The following is a 17635-nucleotide window of genomic DNA, read 5'->3' on the forward strand; positions in this document are numbered from 1 at the left end:
ATCGGGACATGCATCGGCTCGGTGCGGCTGCCAAAGGACAGGCCTGGTCGTTGTGGTTGCTGTACTTCGCTGCTGTACAGCCGGAGCAGTCTTCTAGCCTGTTCGCGTGATCGACTATGACGATTCCGGACGCCCAGCCGTCCAGGTGGGGAACCCCGGCCCAGTCCGCCTGCTGCTGTCGGAGCCGACACGCCCGTTCGAGGATGAACCAACGCTCGACTTCCTCATCAGGGCGCTCGGGCCCTGGGGAAGTGTTGAGACCTCGGTGGAGACCTGGAACGGCGACGACCTCGACACCTTCCTCGGCTCGCTTGCCGAAGACTTCCGGGGCTGGGAAGGCGCACGTACCTGGCACTCCCTCTGCCATGACCTGACCCTCTCAGCGGAGCACCGTGGTAGCCACGTCGAACTGACCTGGGGCATCCACGATCGGGCGCCCTCCGAGGAATGGCACTTCGAGACCACCACGGCACATGCGGCAGGCGAGGACATGCGTAGTCTCGCCGCCGACATCCACATGTTCATAGCGAGCTTCGCCAAGTAGCCGAAAGGGTCTCAGTCGGTGCGCACCGTTGAAGTGCGGCCAGCACCCGCAATGGCTACGGGCTTGAAGCTGTGGCCTCATCCTTATCGGGTCGATCATGAGGGAGCCACAGGGTCGGTCAACGGGCCGTAGCCTTCGGCTGCTCGTTCGCCGGAGTGCGGCTCAGGCCGTCACCGTCCGAGCTTGTTGGTGGCCGGCGTTGGTGTCAGCCCACCAAGAGGGTCTTGACAGAGAGGGTGTTGCGCTTTGTCCGCGTCTCGGAGAGAGCGAGGACCATGTGCCCGCGGTCGGCGACGGCGCCCCCCCGGCGCCGCTGTGCCGGAGCCTCTGCGTGGGGCTGCCGCTAGAACGTGCCCAGCTTGATGATCGACAGGATGGCGATCAGCTGGATCGCCGAGGCGCCCAGGGCCTTCGGCCAGGGCAGGTCGTGGGACTTGGAGACCATCAGGGTCAGCAGCGCGCCCGCCGCCACCCAGGTCGCCCAGCCCAGGAGCTGGACGAAGGACGCGTTGCCGCCGAAGAACATCGCGACGACCAGGCGCGGCGCGTCCGTGATGGACATGATCAGCATGGACAGGCCGACCGTGGGCTGCCAGGCGCCGTCGCCGCCGAGCTGGCGGGCCAGGGTGTGGGTGACCACACCCAGGATGAAGGAGCTGATCACGATCGCCACCGCGGTCGTCAGGACGATCGGGATCGCGTTGGAGAGCGTGGCGTTGATCGCGTCCTGACGGGCGCCGTCGAAGCCGAAGACCGCGAGCAGGCCGTAGAGGAACGTCACGATCAGGGCGGGGCCCCACATCGTGTAGTCCCGCATCTGGAGGAACGTCTGGGTCGGGGACAGCACGATGCCCTGCAGCAGCTCCTTCCAGTGCAGCCGCGGGCCGGCCGGCGGCACCGAGGCCTGGCCGGCGCGGTAGGTTTCGCCCTCGCTGTAGGGGTCCTCGCCGACGGAGAAGGCCTGGGTGTGGCCCGGGTTGTTGGCCGCGTAGGGATCCGCGGTGTGAGGGTGGCCCCGGCCGTCGTCGCCGAAGTACTCCGGTTCACCGTGGCTCTGCGGCGCCTGCCACTGCGGCCGCCCACCGTAGGGTCCCGCCCCGCCGTACTGCTGCTGCGGCGGTGCAGCGGGGTAGCCGTGCGACGGGGCCTGCGGCGCCTGCTGTCCGTACGGGGGGTGTTGCGCTCGCGCTTGCGGGGCACGGCCGTCCCGGCCGCCGCGTCCGATCCTGAATCCAGCCACGTCTTCGAACGTACCTGGTGTCGGGGGGTGGCGTGTGGGGGGCGGGGGAATGGGGACGGGTTTGGGGCTGAGCTGTGACATCCCCTAGGGGACCGTCAGGCGGGGAGTCAGGGCCGTGTTCACTTCAGACGGCCTCATAGATGTAGAAGTTGGCGAAGGAGGTGAGTCTGCCGTCCCCGCCGGTGTGGGGGTAGGCGTTCTTTACCCTCTCTCGGAGTCGCCATCCTGGGAATTTCTTTTCGATGTCGCGCGTCACGGGCCGGTGCCGGACATGTGGGGGGACGTATTCGTGGACGTCGAGACTGCTCGAGTCGCTTGTGTAGAGAATCACGAATCTTCTAGCTGCCCCAAAAATATGTTCGAGATGAAGGAGGTAAATCTCGTCCTCTACCAAGTGGTAGATGACGTCGAGCGACAGGGACAGATCCGCGGTCAGGAACCGCGCTTCGTCCCTGAAGGTGCGCGGATCGTATCCGAGGAAGCTTTTGGTGGTATCTCCCGAGAACTCTCGCATAGCCTTCCGCAGGCCAGTCTCGGAGACGTCGACACCGAGGTAACGCGGGTATGCCGCGAGCCGCAGTTGCCGTCCATCGCCGCATCCGAATTCGATGACAGAGGACACGCTGTTCTCTTTGACGAAGGTGTTGAGGATCTGTGCCTTGAACTGCGCGAGCGCCCCCTCGGAACCGCAGCCGGATGTGCCTCCCTGCGCGTAACGGCGCTCCCAGTATTCCCTTGATCCGGGGAAGCAGTGCTTGGAGACCATTTTTGAGAGGACATCGGCTGCCGAGCCCGTGAGGGGCAGTCTGCGCAGACTCTGCTTCATCGTTTCGATGACGGCCATGGGTGCCCCGATCTGTCGAATCGAAATGGCTGGTACCGCGGCCCGGGCAGGGGCCTCTCCGTGTACGTTTCAGCCGACAGTTGACCTGTACCAGGCATATGTGTCCGCAATTCCTTCGGAGAGCTTGATCGCTGGAGCCCATCCCAGCGAAGCGATCCTCGAGATGTCCAGGACCTTGCGGTATGTTCCGTCCGGCTGACTCGTGTCCCATTCGATGGAACCCTCGTAGCCCACCACGGACGCCACGATGTCCGACAGTTCCTTGATGCTGAGGTCTTCGCCCGTACCCACGTTGATGGGGGAGTCCGAGTCGTAGCGGTCGAGGAGCATCAAACACGCTCGTGCCAGGTCGTCTACGTGGAGGAATTCTCGACGCGGCGTTCCGGTACCCCAGTTGACTACTTTGGGAGCCATATGGATCCGGGCCTCATGAAACCGCCTGATCAGCGACGGTAGCACATGCGAGTGTTCGGGGTGGAAATTGTCATCAGGGCCATACAGATTGGTGGGCATGGCGCAGATCCACGGTAGGCCATGCTGTCGTCGCACGGCCCTGACGTGCATGATTCCGGCGATCTTGGCCAGTGCGTATGCTTCATTGGTCTCTTCCAAGGCGCCGTTGAGGAGAGCTTCCTCGCGGATGGGTTGATCAGCTGCTTTTGGGTAGATGCAGCTTGAGCCCAGGAACAGCAGACGCTGCACGCGGTACTGCAGGGCCGCGTCCAGGACGTTCACCTGGATGCGTAGATTCTCAGAGATGAACTCGGTCGGCCTGGTGGCGTTGGCCTTGATTCCCCCCACCCGCGCCGCCGCCAGGATGACGGCATGCGGGCGATTGGCTGCGAACCAGTTGAAGACGGCCGGACGGTCCCTCAAGTCCAGTTCGGCTGAGCCGGGTCCGAGCAGCGCAGTGAACCCTTCGTTGGTCAGGTGTCTCCAGAGTGCGCTGCCAACAAGCCCATTCCGTCCGGCAACAAAGACCGGAGCCGAACGGTCCGTTGGCTGCGTGATGGTTGACAGCGTGGGTGCGGTGCTCATCAGTGGCGCTCCTGGCAGCCGGGGCACGGTGGGTTGAGGTCTCAGCCTATTACCTAAAGGAGCGAACGGAACACATCGTCAGGATACGGGGAAACCACCGACAAATTCCCTATTCTGGCCCTGTGGTTCGGCCCGCTGCATGGGAGAGGCCCGGCAGCCCTGGTCCAACGTCACGCCACAAGCGAGGAGCGCACGTGACCGCCAAGAAGGCCCTTATCACCGGCATCACCGGCCAGGACGGCTCCTATCTTGCGGAGCTGTTGCTGGAAAAGGGGTACGTGGTCCATGGCATCGCACGCCGCGCCTCGACGTTCAACACCCAGCGCATCGACCATCTCTATGAGGACCCGCACGACCCGCAGGCCCGGCTCTTCCTGCACTACGGCGACCTGACGGACGGGACACGGCTGGCCAACCTCTTGGAGAGCCTGCAGCCGGACGAGGTGTATCACCTGGCCGCTCAGTCCCACGTACGCGTTTCCTTCGATGAACCGGAATTCACCGGGAACTGCACGGGCCTGGGCACCACGAGACTGCTGGAGGCCATCCGGTCCGTGGGCCTGTCCTGCCGCTTCTATCAGGCCTCCAGCTCGGAAATGTTCGGCGCCGCGCCGCCTCCCCAGCGCGAAGACACACCATTTCATCCGCGCTCCCCGTACGGGGTGGCCAAGGTCTACGCGTACTGGGCGACGCGCAACTACCGAGAGGCATACGGGATGTTCGCGGTGAACGGCATCTTGTTCAACCACGAATCCCCACGTCGCGGCCCGACCTTCGTTACCCGAAAGGTCGCCACAGCCGCAGCGCGCATCAAGGCGGGACTGCACGAGCGGGTCTATCTGGGCAACCTCGACGCACGGCGGGACTGGGGTTATGCGGCTGAGTACGTCGAGGCGATGTGGCGGATGTTGCAACAGGACGCGCCGGACGACTACGTGATCGCCACCGGCGTCAGCTACAGCGTCCGCGACTTTGTTGAGCAGTGCTTCGAACACGTGGGCCTGGACTGGCGCGAGCACGTGTGTTTCGATGAGCGCTACTTGCGGCCGACAGAGGTCGACAACCTGGTGGGTGACGCCTCCAAGGCCGAACGGCTCCTCGGCTGGCGACCGACCGTGTTCGCCCCCGAACTCGCCCGGCTCATGGTCGATGCCGAACTCGAAGCGCTGTCGCATCCCAAGGTCCCGGCAGCTCAGACACCCGAGCGCGGGGTCCTTGCCTCACTCGTGGTGTGAGGCGCCTGATCCTGGTCTTCCCGCGTCGGCGGCGGCGCGCAGATGCTCGGCGGCGCGCGCAGTGCCTTCAGGCGAGAACCCGACCGGCCACTGTGGTGAAACAACGATGCATGGCGCGTCGGTCCGACTCCGCGCGCTTCCTCATGGAAGAGTCGTCGCCCACTGACGGGTACTTTCCGCTGCGCGCCTGCCGAGATCTCATGCACGTCTGCCCGGCCCCGCGATCCGGTCGGACTTCGGCCGGACGGCATCCAGCACCGTGTGACAGACAACGTGAAGTGGCTTCCATGAGTGCATCAACGCACAGCAGTTCGCAGGCTACAGCCGTCGCACCCCGCCGGGCGTCCCCCTACCTTCGTGCGGTCGCCCTGTCATCCGTCGCCAAGGCTGTCGCGCTCGTTCTGAGCGGTGGCGCCGCGCTCGTCTCGGCACGCACCGTCGTCGACGTCGTGGGAGTCTCCGGCTACGCGCTGGTCACCCTGGTCGGCACCCTGCCGACGTTCCTGACGCTGACGGAGTTGGGCATTCGGGCCGCCGTACTCGACGCATTCGCCGACAACGACCGCGAACGCATCCGACGCACCGTCGTTTCCGCGGCCCGCGCACTCACCTGCGCCGGCGCTGCCATTTGCGGTTGCGGAGCACTGACAGCTCTTTCCGGAGTTGCCGCCTCTCTGCTCGAGAGTGCCTCCGGCCCTGACCTGGCCCTGTGCATCGTGCTCGTCACAGCCCTCTTCGGCTGCAGCCTGCCGCTGAGTCTGGGGGGTGCCGCGCTCGCGGGGCTGGGACGCAACCACGTCGCGGTGCTTCTGCAGAGCGGCGGCACGGTGCTGGCACTGATCATCGTGTTGCTCGCCGCTGCAAGCAAGGCCCCCCCGGCGGTCTTCGCCGTATCCGGACTTATCGGGCAGTGCATGGCGGGTTTCACCAGCCTGATCGTGGCCGGCCGCACTTCCGGGATGCCTCTGCTCCGCACAGTGCTCTGGCCCCGGCGCCGACTGCTCGGCACCCGCATCATCCACCTGGCCGGGCCGATGGCCGTGATCAATGCGACCTCGGCGGTCGCTTATGGCACGGACCGCATCGTCCTGAGCAAATTGACCGATGCCACAGCCGTCGCGGTCTACTCCGCTGGGGCTCAGCTATATGTCCCCGCGTCCGCTCTGGTCGCGGCGTCGGCACTGCCGCTGTGGAGCCTGTTCCACCAGCGTCGTCGCGACTGCTCGATGATTCCTCGGTCGCAACTGCTACGACTGACAGCCTGTTTCGCAGGCGGTGCGGTGCTGATCGGCGCGGGTCTGGTGACAGTCGGCCCTGCGGTCGCGAGCTGGATGCTCCATGGCCGCGCCTCCGTCGGACCGGGGCTGATGGCGGCCTTCGGGGCACTGGTTCTCGCCCATGCCTTGAACTATCCCGTAGGCATGTGGCTTTCCGATGCGGCAGGACTCCGCTTCCAGGCGGTAAGGGCCGTCATCATGACTGTCGTCAACCTGATCGCCTCTGTGGCGCTCGCCCTCGTGATCGGTCCGGCGGGTCCGGTCCTCGCATCCGCCGGTGCCTACTTTCTATGCGTCACCCTCCCGTGTTATCGCAAGGTGTTCTTCCCCGGCGTGGACGATCGCGAGTGCCCGGCACCGATGACCGGCTTGGTCACTCCCGGACGTAGGGGGTGAGCCGATTCCCTTCCGGAGTTCGCCTCCACGCCCCCTTCTCAGAAAGATAATCATGGTTGAGTTGACCATGTGTTCCTCTCCGCCGAACCGGCGACACAGAGTTTCACGCCGCGATGTGCTCCATCTCTCGGGTGGAGGTCCTCGGCACCTTCCTCTTGCCGTGGCTGTCGCGTGCACAACTCTGGTAGCCGTGCACCTTCCCTTTTCCAGTCGTGGGAGAATCCCTGTCTCGGGGCTGGCGATGGTCGCGGTGTTGATGGCTCCGGACATCGGATGCTGGATCAAGGCACGGAGAGAGAACAGGACGCTCGCTGTTCTGCTCTGTTGCTGGTTCCTCTCCCAGGCAGTCTCGAATCTGTGGGCCGGCATCTCTCCGGGGCACGCGGTTCTGAAGGCCTTCACCTTTCCCGCGCTGACGGCGGTGGGGGTGTTCGTCTTTTCGCGTTTGTCGTATGGCACGGTCGCGCGAGTCGCTGCCCTGACGGTGGCTGCTTCCATCGGGTACTGTGTGTTCCTTGAAACCTATTCCTCGAGGTTCTTCCAGCAGGACCCCTGGAAGTACGGTCTTGGAATTCCGGTCACGATCGTGATCGCTGTGGCGGCCGGCTGGCTACGGCAAAAGATGGTCCCCTTGGCAGCGGTGGTGTTGCTCGCCGCAGTCTCGATGTTCCACCTGACCATGGGTTTCCGGAGCCTCGCGGCCATCTGCCTGGTGGTGACCGGGCTGCTGCTCGTACGGCGGCCGGATCGCAGTCTCACCCTTCCCCGCGCCACCTTCCTGGCCGCTGCCAGCCTGCTCGCGGTGTGGATCTCCTGCGTGATCATCACTGGGGCCATCTCACGCGGCTGGCTCGGCCAGGAGCAGTACCGGAAGCAGGCGTACCAATCTCAGGTCGAGGGCGGTTACCTGGTCGCGGCCCGCCCGGAGCTGATCGTCTCGTCGAAGATCATCGCGGAGCAGCCGTTCCTCGGCCGCGGTTCAGAGGCGTCACTGACGCCGCATGAACGCCGGGAAGCAGCCATGGCGCTTGACGAGCGAGGCTTCAACCTCTCCCTGAACGAGCAGCACAGGCTCTTCGGCAACGGAGTGAATTCCCACTCCATCGCTCTTGGTTCGTGGGTATCCGGAGGCATTCTGGCATGCGCTCCCTGGATTTTCTTCCTTCTGGTGTTGTACAGGGCAGTGATGCGGAAATGGAGTGGGCGGGAAACCCTGCTCTATCCTGTGACGCTCTTCATGGCACTCCTGATGTCGTGGGATTTTCTGTTTTCACCCTGGTCTCCCGGTTACGAGGTGATCCTGGGAATTGCGTGGAGCCTTGCCCTCGGAGCAGGCAACAAGGAACAGTGGGACAGGAAGGCGGCCTGATATTGCGACCCAGAATCGCTTGGTACACGCAGTGGGTACTGCCGCCGTCAGAGACCTTTGTCGCCCAGCAACTGAGAGCGATGAACGACATCGACGCCGCCCTGTTCGGGGTCGACTCCGTTCCAGGAATCCAAGTAGGGGGTCGGACGTTCGTACTGGGCCGCGACTGTGTGTTCGGAGCGGCCGAAGGAGTCGCCTGGAAAGCCGTGCGGCGAGCCCCACGCCTGTCGTCGGCGGTGCGGGCGTTCAGGCCGGACCTGGTGATCGCCCACCATCTGCCGAACGCCTGGCGCGTTGCCCGTCTCGTTGAGCGTTGTGGTGTCCCGCTCGCCGCCTTCTGCCACGGATCCGATCTGCTGGCAATGCACGGTTCACTACGACCCCGGTCCAGAGCCCTGAGACAGTTGGCGGCCAACTGGCCGCGACTGGTGGAAGCTGTTGAGCTCTTTCTGCCGGTATCCCAGTTCCTGGGACGGCGACTTGCGGAAAACGGAGTTCCGACGTCCCGGATCGCTGTTCACTATCTCGGTGTGCCGATTCCCGAGAGTGCCGACCTCGGGAGTGCCGCAGAGCGCTCCGGCGTGCTCTTCGTCGGTCGGCTGGTGGACAACAAGGGATGTGACTTCCTCCTGCGGGCCGTGGGCGAGATCGCCCGAGAGCGCCGTATCGAGGTCACGGTGGTGGGAGACGGGCCGCAACGACAAGCTCTGCAACACCTGGCTGCCACACTGCCTGCCGGTGCCACTGTACGGTTCCTCGGAAGTCAGCCACACGACAGCGTCTACCGCCTCATGCGAGAGCACCGGGTGCTCTGCGTGCCGAGTGTGGAGGCGCGGTCGGGCGCGTCCGAGGGCCTTGGGCTGGTCGCCTGCGAGGCTGCGGCACACGCCCGGCCGGTCGTGGTGTACGACACCGGTGGACTGCAGGAGACCGTGGTTCACGGGGAAACCGGCCTTGTGGTCCCTCAGCGGGACGTCCCAGAACTCGCGCGTGCTCTCGGGAGCGTACTCGTCGACGACTCGATGGCCACGGACATGGGACGGGCCGCGCGGCTCTTCGCCGAGGAGAAGTTCAACTTGTCGACTCAAGCTCGTCGGCTCCGCGGGCTTTTGGCCGAACGTGGACTGCTGGCGCCCCAGTGCGAACCGGAGAGGCGGCTGGGATGAACCGTGCCGTGCCACGTGTCCGACTGGTCGTCCCGACCACCGGTCGGCGCCCGTACTACATTCGGCAGTGCCTGGATTCGATCAGACGTCAATCGCAGCCGGTGGAGATCGTCATCGTCGGCCCGACAGCGGCTGCGTCGCTGTTGGAGAGTCTGGCCATGAGATACCGGTGCCGATTCGTGGCCGAACGGGCCACGGGATTGAGCAACGCGGTCAATCAGGGGTGGGAAGGTGCGGACGCGGACTACCTCGGCTGGCTCGGCGACGACGACCTGCTCGCGCAGGGAGCAGTGGCGGTCGCCATCGAGGAACTCGACAGGAACGCGGCTGCAGCCATGGTCTACGGCCGGGTGCGTGTGATCGATGCGGAGAGTAATCACATTTACACGATTCGTCCAGGAAGGCTGGCGTCATGGTTCATCAAATACGGTCAGAATTTCGTTTGGCAGCCGGGATCCCTGTACAGACGGGCTGCCCTCGGCAAAGCGGGTCTGCTGGATCCGTCCCTGCACTACGCGATGGACTATGACCTGCATCTCCGGTTGCGGCAGCAGGGCTCGCTCAGCTACGTACCGCGGCTCCTCGCCTCATACCGCCGCCATCCTGAGGCCCTGACGGCGTTGAACCCGGATCCCTATGCCGAACGTCTGATCGTGATGCGGCGGTACCTGGGTCCGGTGGCCCGGTCATTGGAGGGCTGCTGGTGGCCCGCGGCAAAGTACACCTGCCGAGCGTGGGGGTACGCGCAGATCCTGACCGGGCGGCGGGAGAAACCCGCGCCGGCCTCCTAGCACCGGAATTGTGGAAACGTATCGTCAAACGGTGACGCGGTCCTTGCGCTCGCCGAGCATCCGCAGCAGGCCGTCGCAGAAACGTGCGGCCATGTCCTCGACGGTGTAGTCCGCCGCATCCGCCGCACAGGCCGCGCGCAGTTTTTGCAATCGCGGAGCGTCGCGCAGCAGCGCCGTCACGGCGGCGGCGTAGAGAACCGGGTCATCCGGGGTGACCACGGCGTTGCGGTCACTTTCCAGGTAATCGAACTCGGGCGCATGCCAAGGCCAATTGGTCGTGACCACAGGCGTCCGCAACGCGAAGGAATCCACCGCGCACAGCCCGACCCGCCCCGGCATCAGCATGACGTCGCTCACAGCGCCGAGCAGCGCTCTGCGCTCCCCGATCACCCGACCCAGCGCCACCACCGCGCTGCCGGGCCGAGAGGCGGCATCGTCCACCAGCCCTCGATCGGTTCCTTCTCCGGCGACCAGCAGACGAAAGCCGGGCAGTTCGGCCGCGATCCGCCTGACGGACTTGAGGAGAAAGGAAATCCTCTTGGGGCTGTCCAGTCCCCCGAGGAACAGCGCGGTGAGACCGGGCACCAGGTTGTACCGCTCTCTCAGCAGTGTTGCCTCGGTGTGCTGGGGCGTTCCCGGTACGTCGGCGCGGTCGCGGGCGTCAGCCAGCTCTGTTGTGTCCACGGAGTTCCGTACGACAGTGATGCGATCGCGTGGAAAGCCGCGGCCGGCCGCGTGTGCGGCCCCGCCTTCCGTGTAGGCGAAGAACCAGGAGGCCTTCAGGGTCAGCACATCTTTTGCCCACGCCTCAAGACGGCTCACCGGCTTGGTGTACGTCCGGCCGTGCCCCCAGAGGGCAACCGGGGGAGCGTGCCCGGCGAACCGTCCGATGTGTTGTCTCAGTAGGAGTGGATACGCCTCGATGTTCTGCAGGGCCTGCCCCAGCACCACCACGTCCGCGGCAGTCGCACGGTCCTGCACACGGCACCATGACAGAGACCTTCCACCGGGCAAGGACAGCCGACGGGTGGGCACTTGCTTCGAACACAGGCAGATATCGGCGTCCCGCCGGGCTGCCTGGTCGGGCGGCGGCGATCCGTGCAGCACTTCCAGGGCGATGCCCTCGGCATCAAGGCGGGAATGCAGCAGATTGAAGAAACGTGTCCGATAGGCGGGGACATATGATTGAATGATCAGAATGCGTCGCCGGGGGGTTTTGCTGCTCGGCATGATGGCCTCACTGTTAACTGTTATTTTATGGGCGGCGACCGGGTCGTTGCCCATAAACTACGGTCGGTGCGGGCGCCGATGACTCTATCCGCTTTCTTGGTTCTGGACGTGCCGACCACAGTTGCATCGATTTCGGTGAGTCGCCGGTGGTCGTTGCGGATTACCGCAGGTTTGCAGAGAATGTTTGCTCAGGAGTCGGAGTCCGCTGGCCGGCTGAATCGGAGCCGATCCGTCACCTGAGAAGAAGGGTGCGACATGACTTGGCGTTCTCTGCGTGGCTTCACCGGAGCCGGTTACGACAAGGGGCGCTGCCTGCTTGTTCAAGCGATTTGGTTTGCCGCTCTGAATATTCTTTTCGTCAGGTGGTGGTTTCCGGCGCGATGGCGGCCGGCCTTGCTGCGGGCTTTCGGCGCGCGGATCGGGCGGCGTGTCCTGATCCGTCATCGCGTGCGTGTGCACTGGCCTTGGAAACTCGAGGTCGGTGACGATGTCTGGATCGGCGAGGACGCCTGGCTGCTCAACCTCGAAAAAATTACTATCGGGAGCGACGTCTGCGTCTCTCAGGGTGCCATGCTGTGCGCCGGGAGCCACCGGCGCCTCTCGAGTACCTTCGAGTTCGACAACGCGCCGATCGTGGTGGAATCCGGCTCGTGGGTAGCGGCCAAGGCCGTTGTTCTGCGGGGCGTGACCATCGGCCGCGGAGCGGTCGTGGGCGCCTCGGCCGTCGCTCATCGCGATGTACACCCGGGCGCGGTCGTCACGGCAGGGACCAAAGTATGAAGATCGTGCATGTCGTCACCCTGGTCAGTGACGACGGGTGCTTCGGTGGTCCGACGAGCGTGGCCATCGGACACCTCGAGGAACTGGCCGCGCGCGGCCACGACGTCGAACTGGTGTCGTTGTGGCGCGGCATGTCGACGTCCCCGGAACGGATCGGCACAGTGCCATTGAGGTCGAGACCGGCACGTGCGCTGGTCCCCGGCCGGGGTTTTCTGGGGCTGATGCATCCGCTGCTGGTCAAGGATTTGTGGCGCGCCCTGGAAGTCGTCGACGTCGTGCATATCCACGCCAGCCGCGATCTGGTCTCGCTGACAGCGCTGGCCGCCGCGATGTTGCGCCGCAAACCTTTCCTCGTGCAGACCCACGGCATGGTCCAGCCTCGACACACCGCCGTTGCCAGGATCTTCGACCGCGTCTATGTGCCGCTGCTGCGCAGGGCGCGCCGCTACCTGGTGCTCACCGACGGGGAGAGCCGGGGACTGGCCGAGGTGACCGGGGCCCAGGGGCCACCGCGGGTTCACCTGCCGAATGGAGTGCGCCCCCGGAGCCTGATGGCGGCACGCCGAAGTCGGCGCGTGCTCTATCTGGCGCGACTGCATCCCGTGAAGCGCCCTGAGGCATTTGTCGAGATGGCGGCACTGGTCCATGAACAACTGCCACAAGTGTCGTTCACCATGTACGGTCCCGACGAGGGCTCGCTGCCCACGGTGCAGGGACTGATCGCGGATCGCGGGTTGGAAGAGGTCGTTTCCTATGGTGGTGCTCTTCAGCACGCCGCGGCCGTGCAGGCGTACACCGACGCAGCCGTGTACGTGCTGCCGAGCGCCACAGAGGTATTCCCCATGACCGTTGTCGAAGCCCTCTCCACAGGAACACCCGTCGTGTGCACGGACAGTTGCGGCATTGCCGAGGAGCTGGCAGACCGGGGAGCGGCGTTGATCACCGACGGAAGCCCGGAGGCCATGGCGAAGGCGGTGTGCGCGATCCTCAGCGACGAAGCGTTGTCCCGTTCGCTTGTCCAAGCAGGCCGCCTCGCCGTCGAAGAAGCCTTCTCCATCCACGCGGTGGGTGACCGACTTGAACAGGTGTATCGCGAGGTGGTGGACTCCGCGGCGTGACGTGCTGGAAGCGGGCACCGGCGGCGGGCGCGACCGTGCCGCGCACTCAGCCGACGGCCGCGGCCCGGCTACGCGAGGCCTTCGTCTTGAGCGCTTCGCCGAGCAGTGCGGCGATCCGCATGAGACCGGCTTCCCGTCCGAGCCGCTCCCTGACATATTCAGGCCCATGCGCGCCCAGTGCGGCGGAGCGGTCCCGCTCGAAGCTCAGCTGCCGTACGGCGTCGAGCAGCGCCCTGGGGTTCTCAGGCTCGACCACGACGCCCGCGCCCGAGCGCCTCACTTCTTGCGCCGTGCCTCCCTGAGCCGTCACCGCGGCGATGACGGGTCGGCCGGCTGCGAAATACGAGGTGAGCTTCGAGGGCAGGCTCATGTCCCGTACGGATGCCCGCTGGGTCACCGCCAGCAGATCGGCGGCGGCCAGTACGTCGGGAAACTTCTCATCCTTCGCCGGCGGTACGACATCAAGGTTCGGCAGCCCCTCGGCAAGGCGCTCCAGGCGGGACCGCTGGTTGCCGTCACCCATGAGTACGAAACGAATGCGTGGGGTGTCGCCGACCGTGATACGAGCGGCATCAACGAGTACCTCGAGTCCCTGCTTCAGCCCCATGGACCCGGAGTGCAGCACCACGACCTCGTCCCGGTGCCAGCCCAGCTCCTCGCGCACCGCACTACGGTCGCCCGTCGGGCATGACACGTGAGTCCAGTTCGGCACGACTCTGATACGCGATGCCGGCACGCCGATTGCGCTGACCGGCTTGACGAACGATTCGTGGACCACGCCCACGAGCGCTGCCGAACGCAGCACCCGTGCCTCCGCTCCGGCCACCAGGAAGGCCACCCGTCGGCCGCCGCTGATCCCGCTCTGTGCCGCCGCGGCACCCATGAGGTCTTGGACGACGACCACGTGCGGTACCTCGTGACGGTGTGCGCATCGGGCGCCCAGGACGGCTCCCGCCAGGCTCGGCATCTGGCTGAGCACGATGTCGGGGCGCATGGAGGGCGGACGGAACCACCCATGTGCCAGAAAGCTCGCCTCGTACATGGCCCTGAGGAGGGCTGTCTGACGTGACGGAACATAGTGGCGACGGCGGTGCAGGTGCACTCCGCGCCGGACTTCCTCGGCTCGCCAACGTCCGCGATAGTCGTCGTGCACCCGCCAGGCCGGGTAGTGCGGCATACCCGCGAGGACGTGCACCTCCGCCCGCAGGGCCGCCAGGTGCTCGGCGGTCTGGGCGGCGTACGGCCCGATCCCCGAGTGCTCAGGCGCGTAATTGGTCGAGAACATCAGTACTCGACGACCATCGAGCAGACTCGTGACCGCTGTCTCTTCCGTCCGGCCAACCGACACCCGTTCATATGGACCGGTCACCTGACTGTTGCCCACTCTCGCTGCGCGACGATGAACACCGAAGACGGCCGTAGTTTCTGCCAGGAATTGACGGCGTGGTACCGGTAGTTCCATGCCGTCGCGATGGACAGCGAGCGGTCGATTACGGCTCCCAGCCGTGACGCATAGATGTTGCACCCGACCAGTCGGCTGATCCGCTGGGAGAGTGGCATGCAGCAGAGCATGCTCGACTTGATCAAAAAACCCGAGTCACGGAGCGCAGCCTCAAGCAACTTGCGTGGAATTCCACGTTCCCGTTTTGTCAGCCCGGGGCGGCGGCCAGAGCGCCAGTCCCCCATGGAGATGACTGGTTCCCTGATGACAACCCACCCCCCCGGACTCGCCACACGCCCCATCTCGTGGATGATTTTGGTTACGTTCGCGATGTGGTGCAGCACCCCGAAGCACACGACCAGATCGAATGTCGCGGACTGGAACGGCATTACGCCCGTGGGAGATGGATCCACATAACGCAGTGGCATACCCCGGAACTCCTTGCGGCGTAGTCGAGTCGACGGCTCGAGGATGGTGATCTCATCGATCCGGTCCAGCACCGGAGAGAACTCGAAACCGAACGAACTTCCTACACCCAGGGCATGTGTGAAGCGTCCGGGGGGTAGCAATCGATAGCCGTTCTGCCAATTCAGTCCATGGTAATCGTACTTTTCTGCCGTGGTGTCGCTGCCTCCCAGATCTGCGTACGCCTCGCACTCGTCGGCGAACCACTCGTCGATTTGTTGAGGGGTGAAATCGTCCCCCCAGAGCCGGTCGCCGGACAGGTAGAGCTCAGTAAATGTATCGGAAGTGGTGGCCATGGGGCGCATGTTAGTCGTCGTAGCGTTGCCGGGTGCGCGACTCGCCTGTGCACAGGCGTTTCGCCGACCGTGCTGCCACCACGCTTCGGCTGCTTCCCTTGAAAATGGTCCATGATGCGGCATGCTTGGCGTATGGCTCTGCACAAGACTATTCTTCGACGGGCACGAAAATCAATCCGCCGCCTGGGTGTCGACCTCGTACGCTATCCGCAGGAGTCTTTGAACAGCTGCGTCGTTCGTTTGCTGGAGGCGCATCGCGTCGATCTGGTTCTCGACGTCGGCGCAAACTCCGGTCAATACGCGAGCATGTTGCGGCGTCTTGGTTATCAGGGCCGGATGGTGTCCTTCGAACCCCTGCAAGAGCCTTTTCGTCGACTCCGGCAGACGGCGGCGAATGATCCGCTGTGGACGGTGATCTCCTGTGCAGTCGGTGACACGTCGATGTCCGTGACGGTTAATGTCGCGGGAAACAGCGGGGCGAGCAGCTCCGTGCTGCCGATGTTGCCCCGGCATGTCAAGGCGGCACCCCACTCCAGGTATGTCGGGCGTGAGGAGGTGCAACAGCATCGCCTCGACGAAATGTGGAGCGAATTCGTGAGAACAGGAGATCGGGTTTTTTTGAAGATGGACGTGCAGGGTTATGAACGGAATGTCCTGCGCGGGGCCGGTGAGCGGCTGGACGACTGTACGGGGCTGCAACTCGAGGCATCACTCGTCCCGTTGTACGACGGCGGAATGCTCTATCGGGAAGCGCTCGACCTGGTCGAGAAGCACGACTTCTCGCTGATGTCCGTGCTGCCAGGCTTTCACAATCCCGGCACGGGGCAGATGTACCAGTGCGACCTAGTTTGTTTCCGTGAATGAGCGGGACGGTCAGTAGGCGCCGTCGCCCGCTACGACGGCGCGCAGCGTCCGGCAGAGGACGCCGACGTCCACCGTGGGGGACCAGTTGTCGACATACCGGAGATCCAGGGCGATCGTCTCGTCCCACGACAGATCGGAGCGCCCGCTGACCTGCCACAGGCCGGTCAGTCCCGGCTTGACGCTCAGCCTGCGCAGCTCCACTTCGTTGTACGCGGCCACCTCGTCGGGCAGCGGCGGTCTTGGGCCGACCAGGGACATGTGCCCCAGCACCACGTTGAACAGCTGGGGCAGCTCGTCCAGGGAGTAGCGGCGCAGCACCCTGCCGACACGGGTGATGCGCGGGTCGCGGCGGATCTTGAACATCCGGCCGTCCTGTTCATTGGTCCCGGCCAGTTGCTGCCGCAACCGATGCGCGTCGGCGACCATGGTGCGGAACTTGGCCATGGTGAAGGGCACTCCGTCGCGGCCGATACGCGTCTGCCGGTGCACGACCGGGCCCGGGGAGTCGAGGCGCACGGCCAGGGCGACGACCGCGAACAGCGGGGCGAGCAGCACGATCAGGAGGGCCGCACCTAGTCGGTCGGTGACCGACTTCAGGAGGACGGCGAGCCCGCGCCTGAGCGGCGGTGCCACGTTCAGCATGGTCAGTCCGGCCACGGAGAAGACGCCCACGCGGCGTCCGGCCACCTCGGTCAGGCCCGGTACGACCACCAGTCGGCACCCCTCGCCGTGCAGCGCCCAGGACAGCCGGCGCAGGCGGGTTCCGGCCATGTGCGCTCCCGGTACGACCAGGACCACATCGGCGTGCAGCCGCCGGGCTGCCGCCAGCACCGGGGCGGAGTCGGCCGACATGCGCTGGGGCGCCTGTCTGTCGAGGCGGGCGGCGACGGGGGCCAGTGCCTGGGGGTCCTCGTTGCCGATCGGACACACGCCGACCACGACGAACTCGTGGTCGGTCCGCCGCGCGAGATGGCCGACCAGACCGTCGACGGCGTGCGCGTCCCCGATCACCAGGGCCCGGCGCACCACCCGGCCGTCGCGGCGACGGGCGACCAGGTGTCGGTGGATCAGCGCGTGTGCGACGGCGCTCGTCGGGGCGCACGGCGCCAGGGCGGCGAGTGCGAGGAGGAAGGGGGACTCCTCGCCCGTCGCCGCCCGTACCACCGCGAGCAGCCCGACCAGGACCAGCCAGTCCTGCAGGGCGGGTCGCAGGGCGCTGTGCTCGCCGAGACGGTGTTCGGCGTAGCGGTTGCGTGAGGTCCGTACGAGCAGCCAGGCCGCGGTGGCCACCGTCGTGTAGACCACCGCGTGCGCGCCGGCCACCAGGGCGAAAGCCAGATACACCGGGACGGCGGCGCCGGCCGCGTCACTGAGGGCGGCGGCCGGCGCGTACCAGAAGGGCTTGCGGGAGCGGCGCCCGGCCGGTGGCTGCTCCCGGATGACCTGGGTCCCCGGATGTCGTGCAACCGGTACCTGGGACATGGTCTCCCCGAACAGCCACATTCGCCCTCCAAGCGGGATGAAAAGGGACTAATTGAGTG

General features: G+C 65.4%; 16 protein-coding genes. 9 read left to right on the top strand and 7 right to left on the bottom strand.

The window, feature by feature from the left end; all coding sequences use genetic code 11:
- Positions 1-106 precede the first annotated feature (106 nt).
- Positions 107-544, top strand: a complete 438-nt coding sequence (locus N8I84_RS21610; RefSeq protein WP_263231027.1) for a DUF6228 family protein — start codon at positions 107-109, stop codon at positions 542-544.
- A 343-nt stretch (positions 545-887) separates the two neighbouring features.
- Here the strand turns inward: N8I84_RS21610 and N8I84_RS21615 are convergent, their stop codons facing one another.
- From N8I84_RS21615 to N8I84_RS21625, 3 genes are all read right to left on the bottom strand, one after another.
- A complete protein-coding gene (locus N8I84_RS21615) occupies positions 888-1865 on the bottom strand; it encodes a Yip1 family protein (RefSeq protein ID WP_263231028.1) in 978 nt (325 codons plus the stop codon).
- A gap of 43 nt (positions 1866-1908) precedes the next feature.
- Complete coding sequence (locus tag N8I84_RS21620; RefSeq protein WP_263231029.1) at positions 1909-2628, bottom strand: class I SAM-dependent methyltransferase; 720 nt, start codon at positions 2626-2628, stop codon at positions 1909-1911.
- 69 nt (positions 2629-2697) lie between these two features.
- Entirely contained in the window at positions 2698-3666 is a 969-nt protein-coding gene (locus N8I84_RS21625) for a GDP-L-fucose synthase family protein (RefSeq protein WP_263231030.1), read from the bottom strand.
- 194 nt (positions 3667-3860) lie between these two features.
- On the opposite strand from N8I84_RS21625, the gene gmd reads away from it, so the two are divergent.
- The 5 genes from gmd (at position 3861) to N8I84_RS21650 (ending at position 9900) form a co-directional block, all read left to right on the top strand.
- Positions 3861-4901 (top strand): GDP-mannose 4,6-dehydratase, encoded by a 1041-nt coding sequence (gene gmd, locus N8I84_RS21630; protein ID WP_263231031.1) that lies wholly within the window; start codon positions 3861-3863, stop codon positions 4899-4901.
- Between the two features lie 287 nt (positions 4902-5188).
- Positions 5189-6574, top strand: coding sequence for a lipopolysaccharide biosynthesis protein (locus N8I84_RS21635; RefSeq protein WP_263231032.1), 1386 nt, complete (start codon positions 5189-5191; stop codon positions 6572-6574).
- Positions 6575-6815: 241 nt separating this feature from the next.
- Complete coding sequence (locus tag N8I84_RS21640) at positions 6816-7943, top strand: hypothetical protein (protein ID WP_263231033.1); 1128 nt, start codon at positions 6816-6818, stop codon at positions 7941-7943.
- 80 nt (positions 7944-8023) lie between these two features.
- Positions 8024-9109: a glycosyltransferase gene (locus N8I84_RS21645; RefSeq protein WP_263231034.1), complete on the top strand. Its 1086-nt coding sequence runs from the start codon at positions 8024-8026 to the stop codon at positions 9107-9109.
- Positions 9106-9900: a glycosyltransferase gene (locus N8I84_RS21650; protein WP_263231035.1), complete on the top strand. Its 795-nt coding sequence runs from the start codon at positions 9106-9108 to the stop codon at positions 9898-9900. Before N8I84_RS21645 ends, N8I84_RS21650 begins: the two co-directional genes overlap by 4 nt.
- A 24-nt stretch (positions 9901-9924) precedes the next feature.
- Here the strand turns inward: N8I84_RS21650 and N8I84_RS21655 are convergent, their stop codons facing one another.
- Complete coding sequence (locus N8I84_RS21655) at positions 9925-11130, bottom strand: glycosyltransferase family 4 protein (RefSeq protein ID WP_263231036.1); 1206 nt, start codon at positions 11128-11130, stop codon at positions 9925-9927.
- A 255-nt stretch (positions 11131-11385) separates the two neighbouring features.
- Between N8I84_RS21655 and N8I84_RS21660 the strand changes: the two genes are divergently transcribed.
- Together N8I84_RS21660 and N8I84_RS21665 are read left to right on the top strand one after the other, a co-directional pair.
- A complete protein-coding gene (locus N8I84_RS21660; RefSeq protein ID WP_263231037.1) occupies positions 11386-11910 on the top strand; it encodes an LbetaH domain-containing protein in 525 nt (174 codons plus the stop codon).
- Positions 11907-13028: a glycosyltransferase gene (locus N8I84_RS21665; protein WP_263231038.1), complete on the top strand. Its 1122-nt coding sequence runs from the start codon at positions 11907-11909 to the stop codon at positions 13026-13028. Before N8I84_RS21660 ends, N8I84_RS21665 begins: the two co-directional genes overlap by 4 nt.
- A 46-nt stretch (positions 13029-13074) precedes the next feature.
- Here the strand turns inward: N8I84_RS21665 and N8I84_RS21670 are convergent, their stop codons facing one another.
- On the bottom strand, positions 13075-14313 hold the full coding sequence (locus N8I84_RS21670) for a glycosyltransferase (protein WP_263234847.1): 1239 nt from the start codon (positions 14311-14313) through the stop codon (positions 13075-13077).
- A gap of 80 nt (positions 14314-14393) precedes the next feature.
- The gene (locus N8I84_RS21675) at positions 14394-15230 is read right to left on the bottom strand and encodes a class I SAM-dependent methyltransferase (protein ID WP_263231039.1); all 837 of its coding nucleotides are present in this window, start codon (positions 15228-15230) and stop codon (positions 14394-14396) included.
- 132 nt (positions 15231-15362) lie between these two features.
- On the opposite strand from N8I84_RS21675, the gene N8I84_RS21680 reads away from it, so the two are divergent.
- Positions 15363-16094 carry an FkbM family methyltransferase gene (locus N8I84_RS21680; RefSeq protein WP_263231040.1) on the top strand — a complete coding sequence of 244 codons (732 nt, stop codon included), beginning with the start codon at positions 15363-15365 and terminating at the stop codon, positions 16092-16094.
- Between the two features lie 9 nt (positions 16095-16103).
- Here N8I84_RS21680 and N8I84_RS21685 read toward each other — a convergent pair whose 3' ends face one another.
- Positions 16104-17576 carry a sugar transferase gene (locus tag N8I84_RS21685; protein WP_263231041.1) on the bottom strand — a complete coding sequence of 491 codons (1473 nt, stop codon included), beginning with the start codon at positions 17574-17576 and terminating at the stop codon, positions 16104-16106.
- Between the last annotated feature and the right edge of the window lie 59 nt (positions 17577-17635).

This window comes from Streptomyces cynarae (assembly GCF_025642135.1).
In the GTDB taxonomy this organism is placed as follows: domain Bacteria; phylum Actinomycetota; class Actinomycetes; order Streptomycetales; family Streptomycetaceae; genus Streptomyces; species Streptomyces cynarae.

Excerpts from the sequence above, each read along its gene's own strand:
- N8I84_RS21685 (WP_263231041.1), bottom strand. The coding sequence starts at position 17,576 with ATGTCCCAGGTACCGGTTGCACGACATCCGGGGACCCAGGTCATCCGG.
- N8I84_RS21675 (WP_263231039.1), bottom strand. The coding sequence starts at position 15,230 with ATGGCCACCACTTCCGATACATTTACTGAGCTCTACCTGTCCGGCGAC.
- N8I84_RS21645 (WP_263231034.1), top strand. The coding sequence starts at position 8,024 with ATGAACGACATCGACGCCGCCCTGTTCGGGGTCGACTCCGTTCCAGGA.
- N8I84_RS21635 (WP_263231032.1), top strand. The coding sequence starts at position 5,189 with ATGAGTGCATCAACGCACAGCAGTTCGCAGGCTACAGCCGTCGCACCC.
- N8I84_RS21655 (WP_263231036.1), bottom strand. The coding sequence starts at position 11,130 with ATGCCGAGCAGCAAAACCCCCCGGCGACGCATTCTGATCATTCAATCA.
- N8I84_RS21625 (WP_263231030.1), bottom strand. The coding sequence starts at position 3,666 with ATGAGCACCGCACCCACGCTGTCAACCATCACGCAGCCAACGGACCGT.
- N8I84_RS21670 (WP_263234847.1), bottom strand. The coding sequence starts at position 14,313 with ATGTTCTCGACCAATTACGCGCCTGAGCACTCGGGGATCGGGCCGTAC.
- N8I84_RS21660 (WP_263231037.1), top strand. The coding sequence starts at position 11,386 with ATGACTTGGCGTTCTCTGCGTGGCTTCACCGGAGCCGGTTACGACAAG.
- N8I84_RS21615 (WP_263231028.1), bottom strand. The coding sequence starts at position 1,865 with ATGTCACAGCTCAGCCCCAAACCCGTCCCCATTCCCCCGCCCCCCACA.
- N8I84_RS21665 (WP_263231038.1), top strand. The coding sequence starts at position 11,907 with ATGAAGATCGTGCATGTCGTCACCCTGGTCAGTGACGACGGGTGCTTC.
- N8I84_RS21620 (WP_263231029.1), bottom strand. The coding sequence starts at position 2,628 with ATGGCCGTCATCGAAACGATGAAGCAGAGTCTGCGCAGACTGCCCCTC.
- N8I84_RS21640 (WP_263231033.1), top strand. The coding sequence starts at position 6,816 with ATGGTCGCGGTGTTGATGGCTCCGGACATCGGATGCTGGATCAAGGCA.
- N8I84_RS21650 (WP_263231035.1), top strand. The coding sequence starts at position 9,106 with ATGAACCGTGCCGTGCCACGTGTCCGACTGGTCGTCCCGACCACCGGT.
- N8I84_RS21680 (WP_263231040.1), top strand. The coding sequence starts at position 15,363 with ATGGCTCTGCACAAGACTATTCTTCGACGGGCACGAAAATCAATCCGC.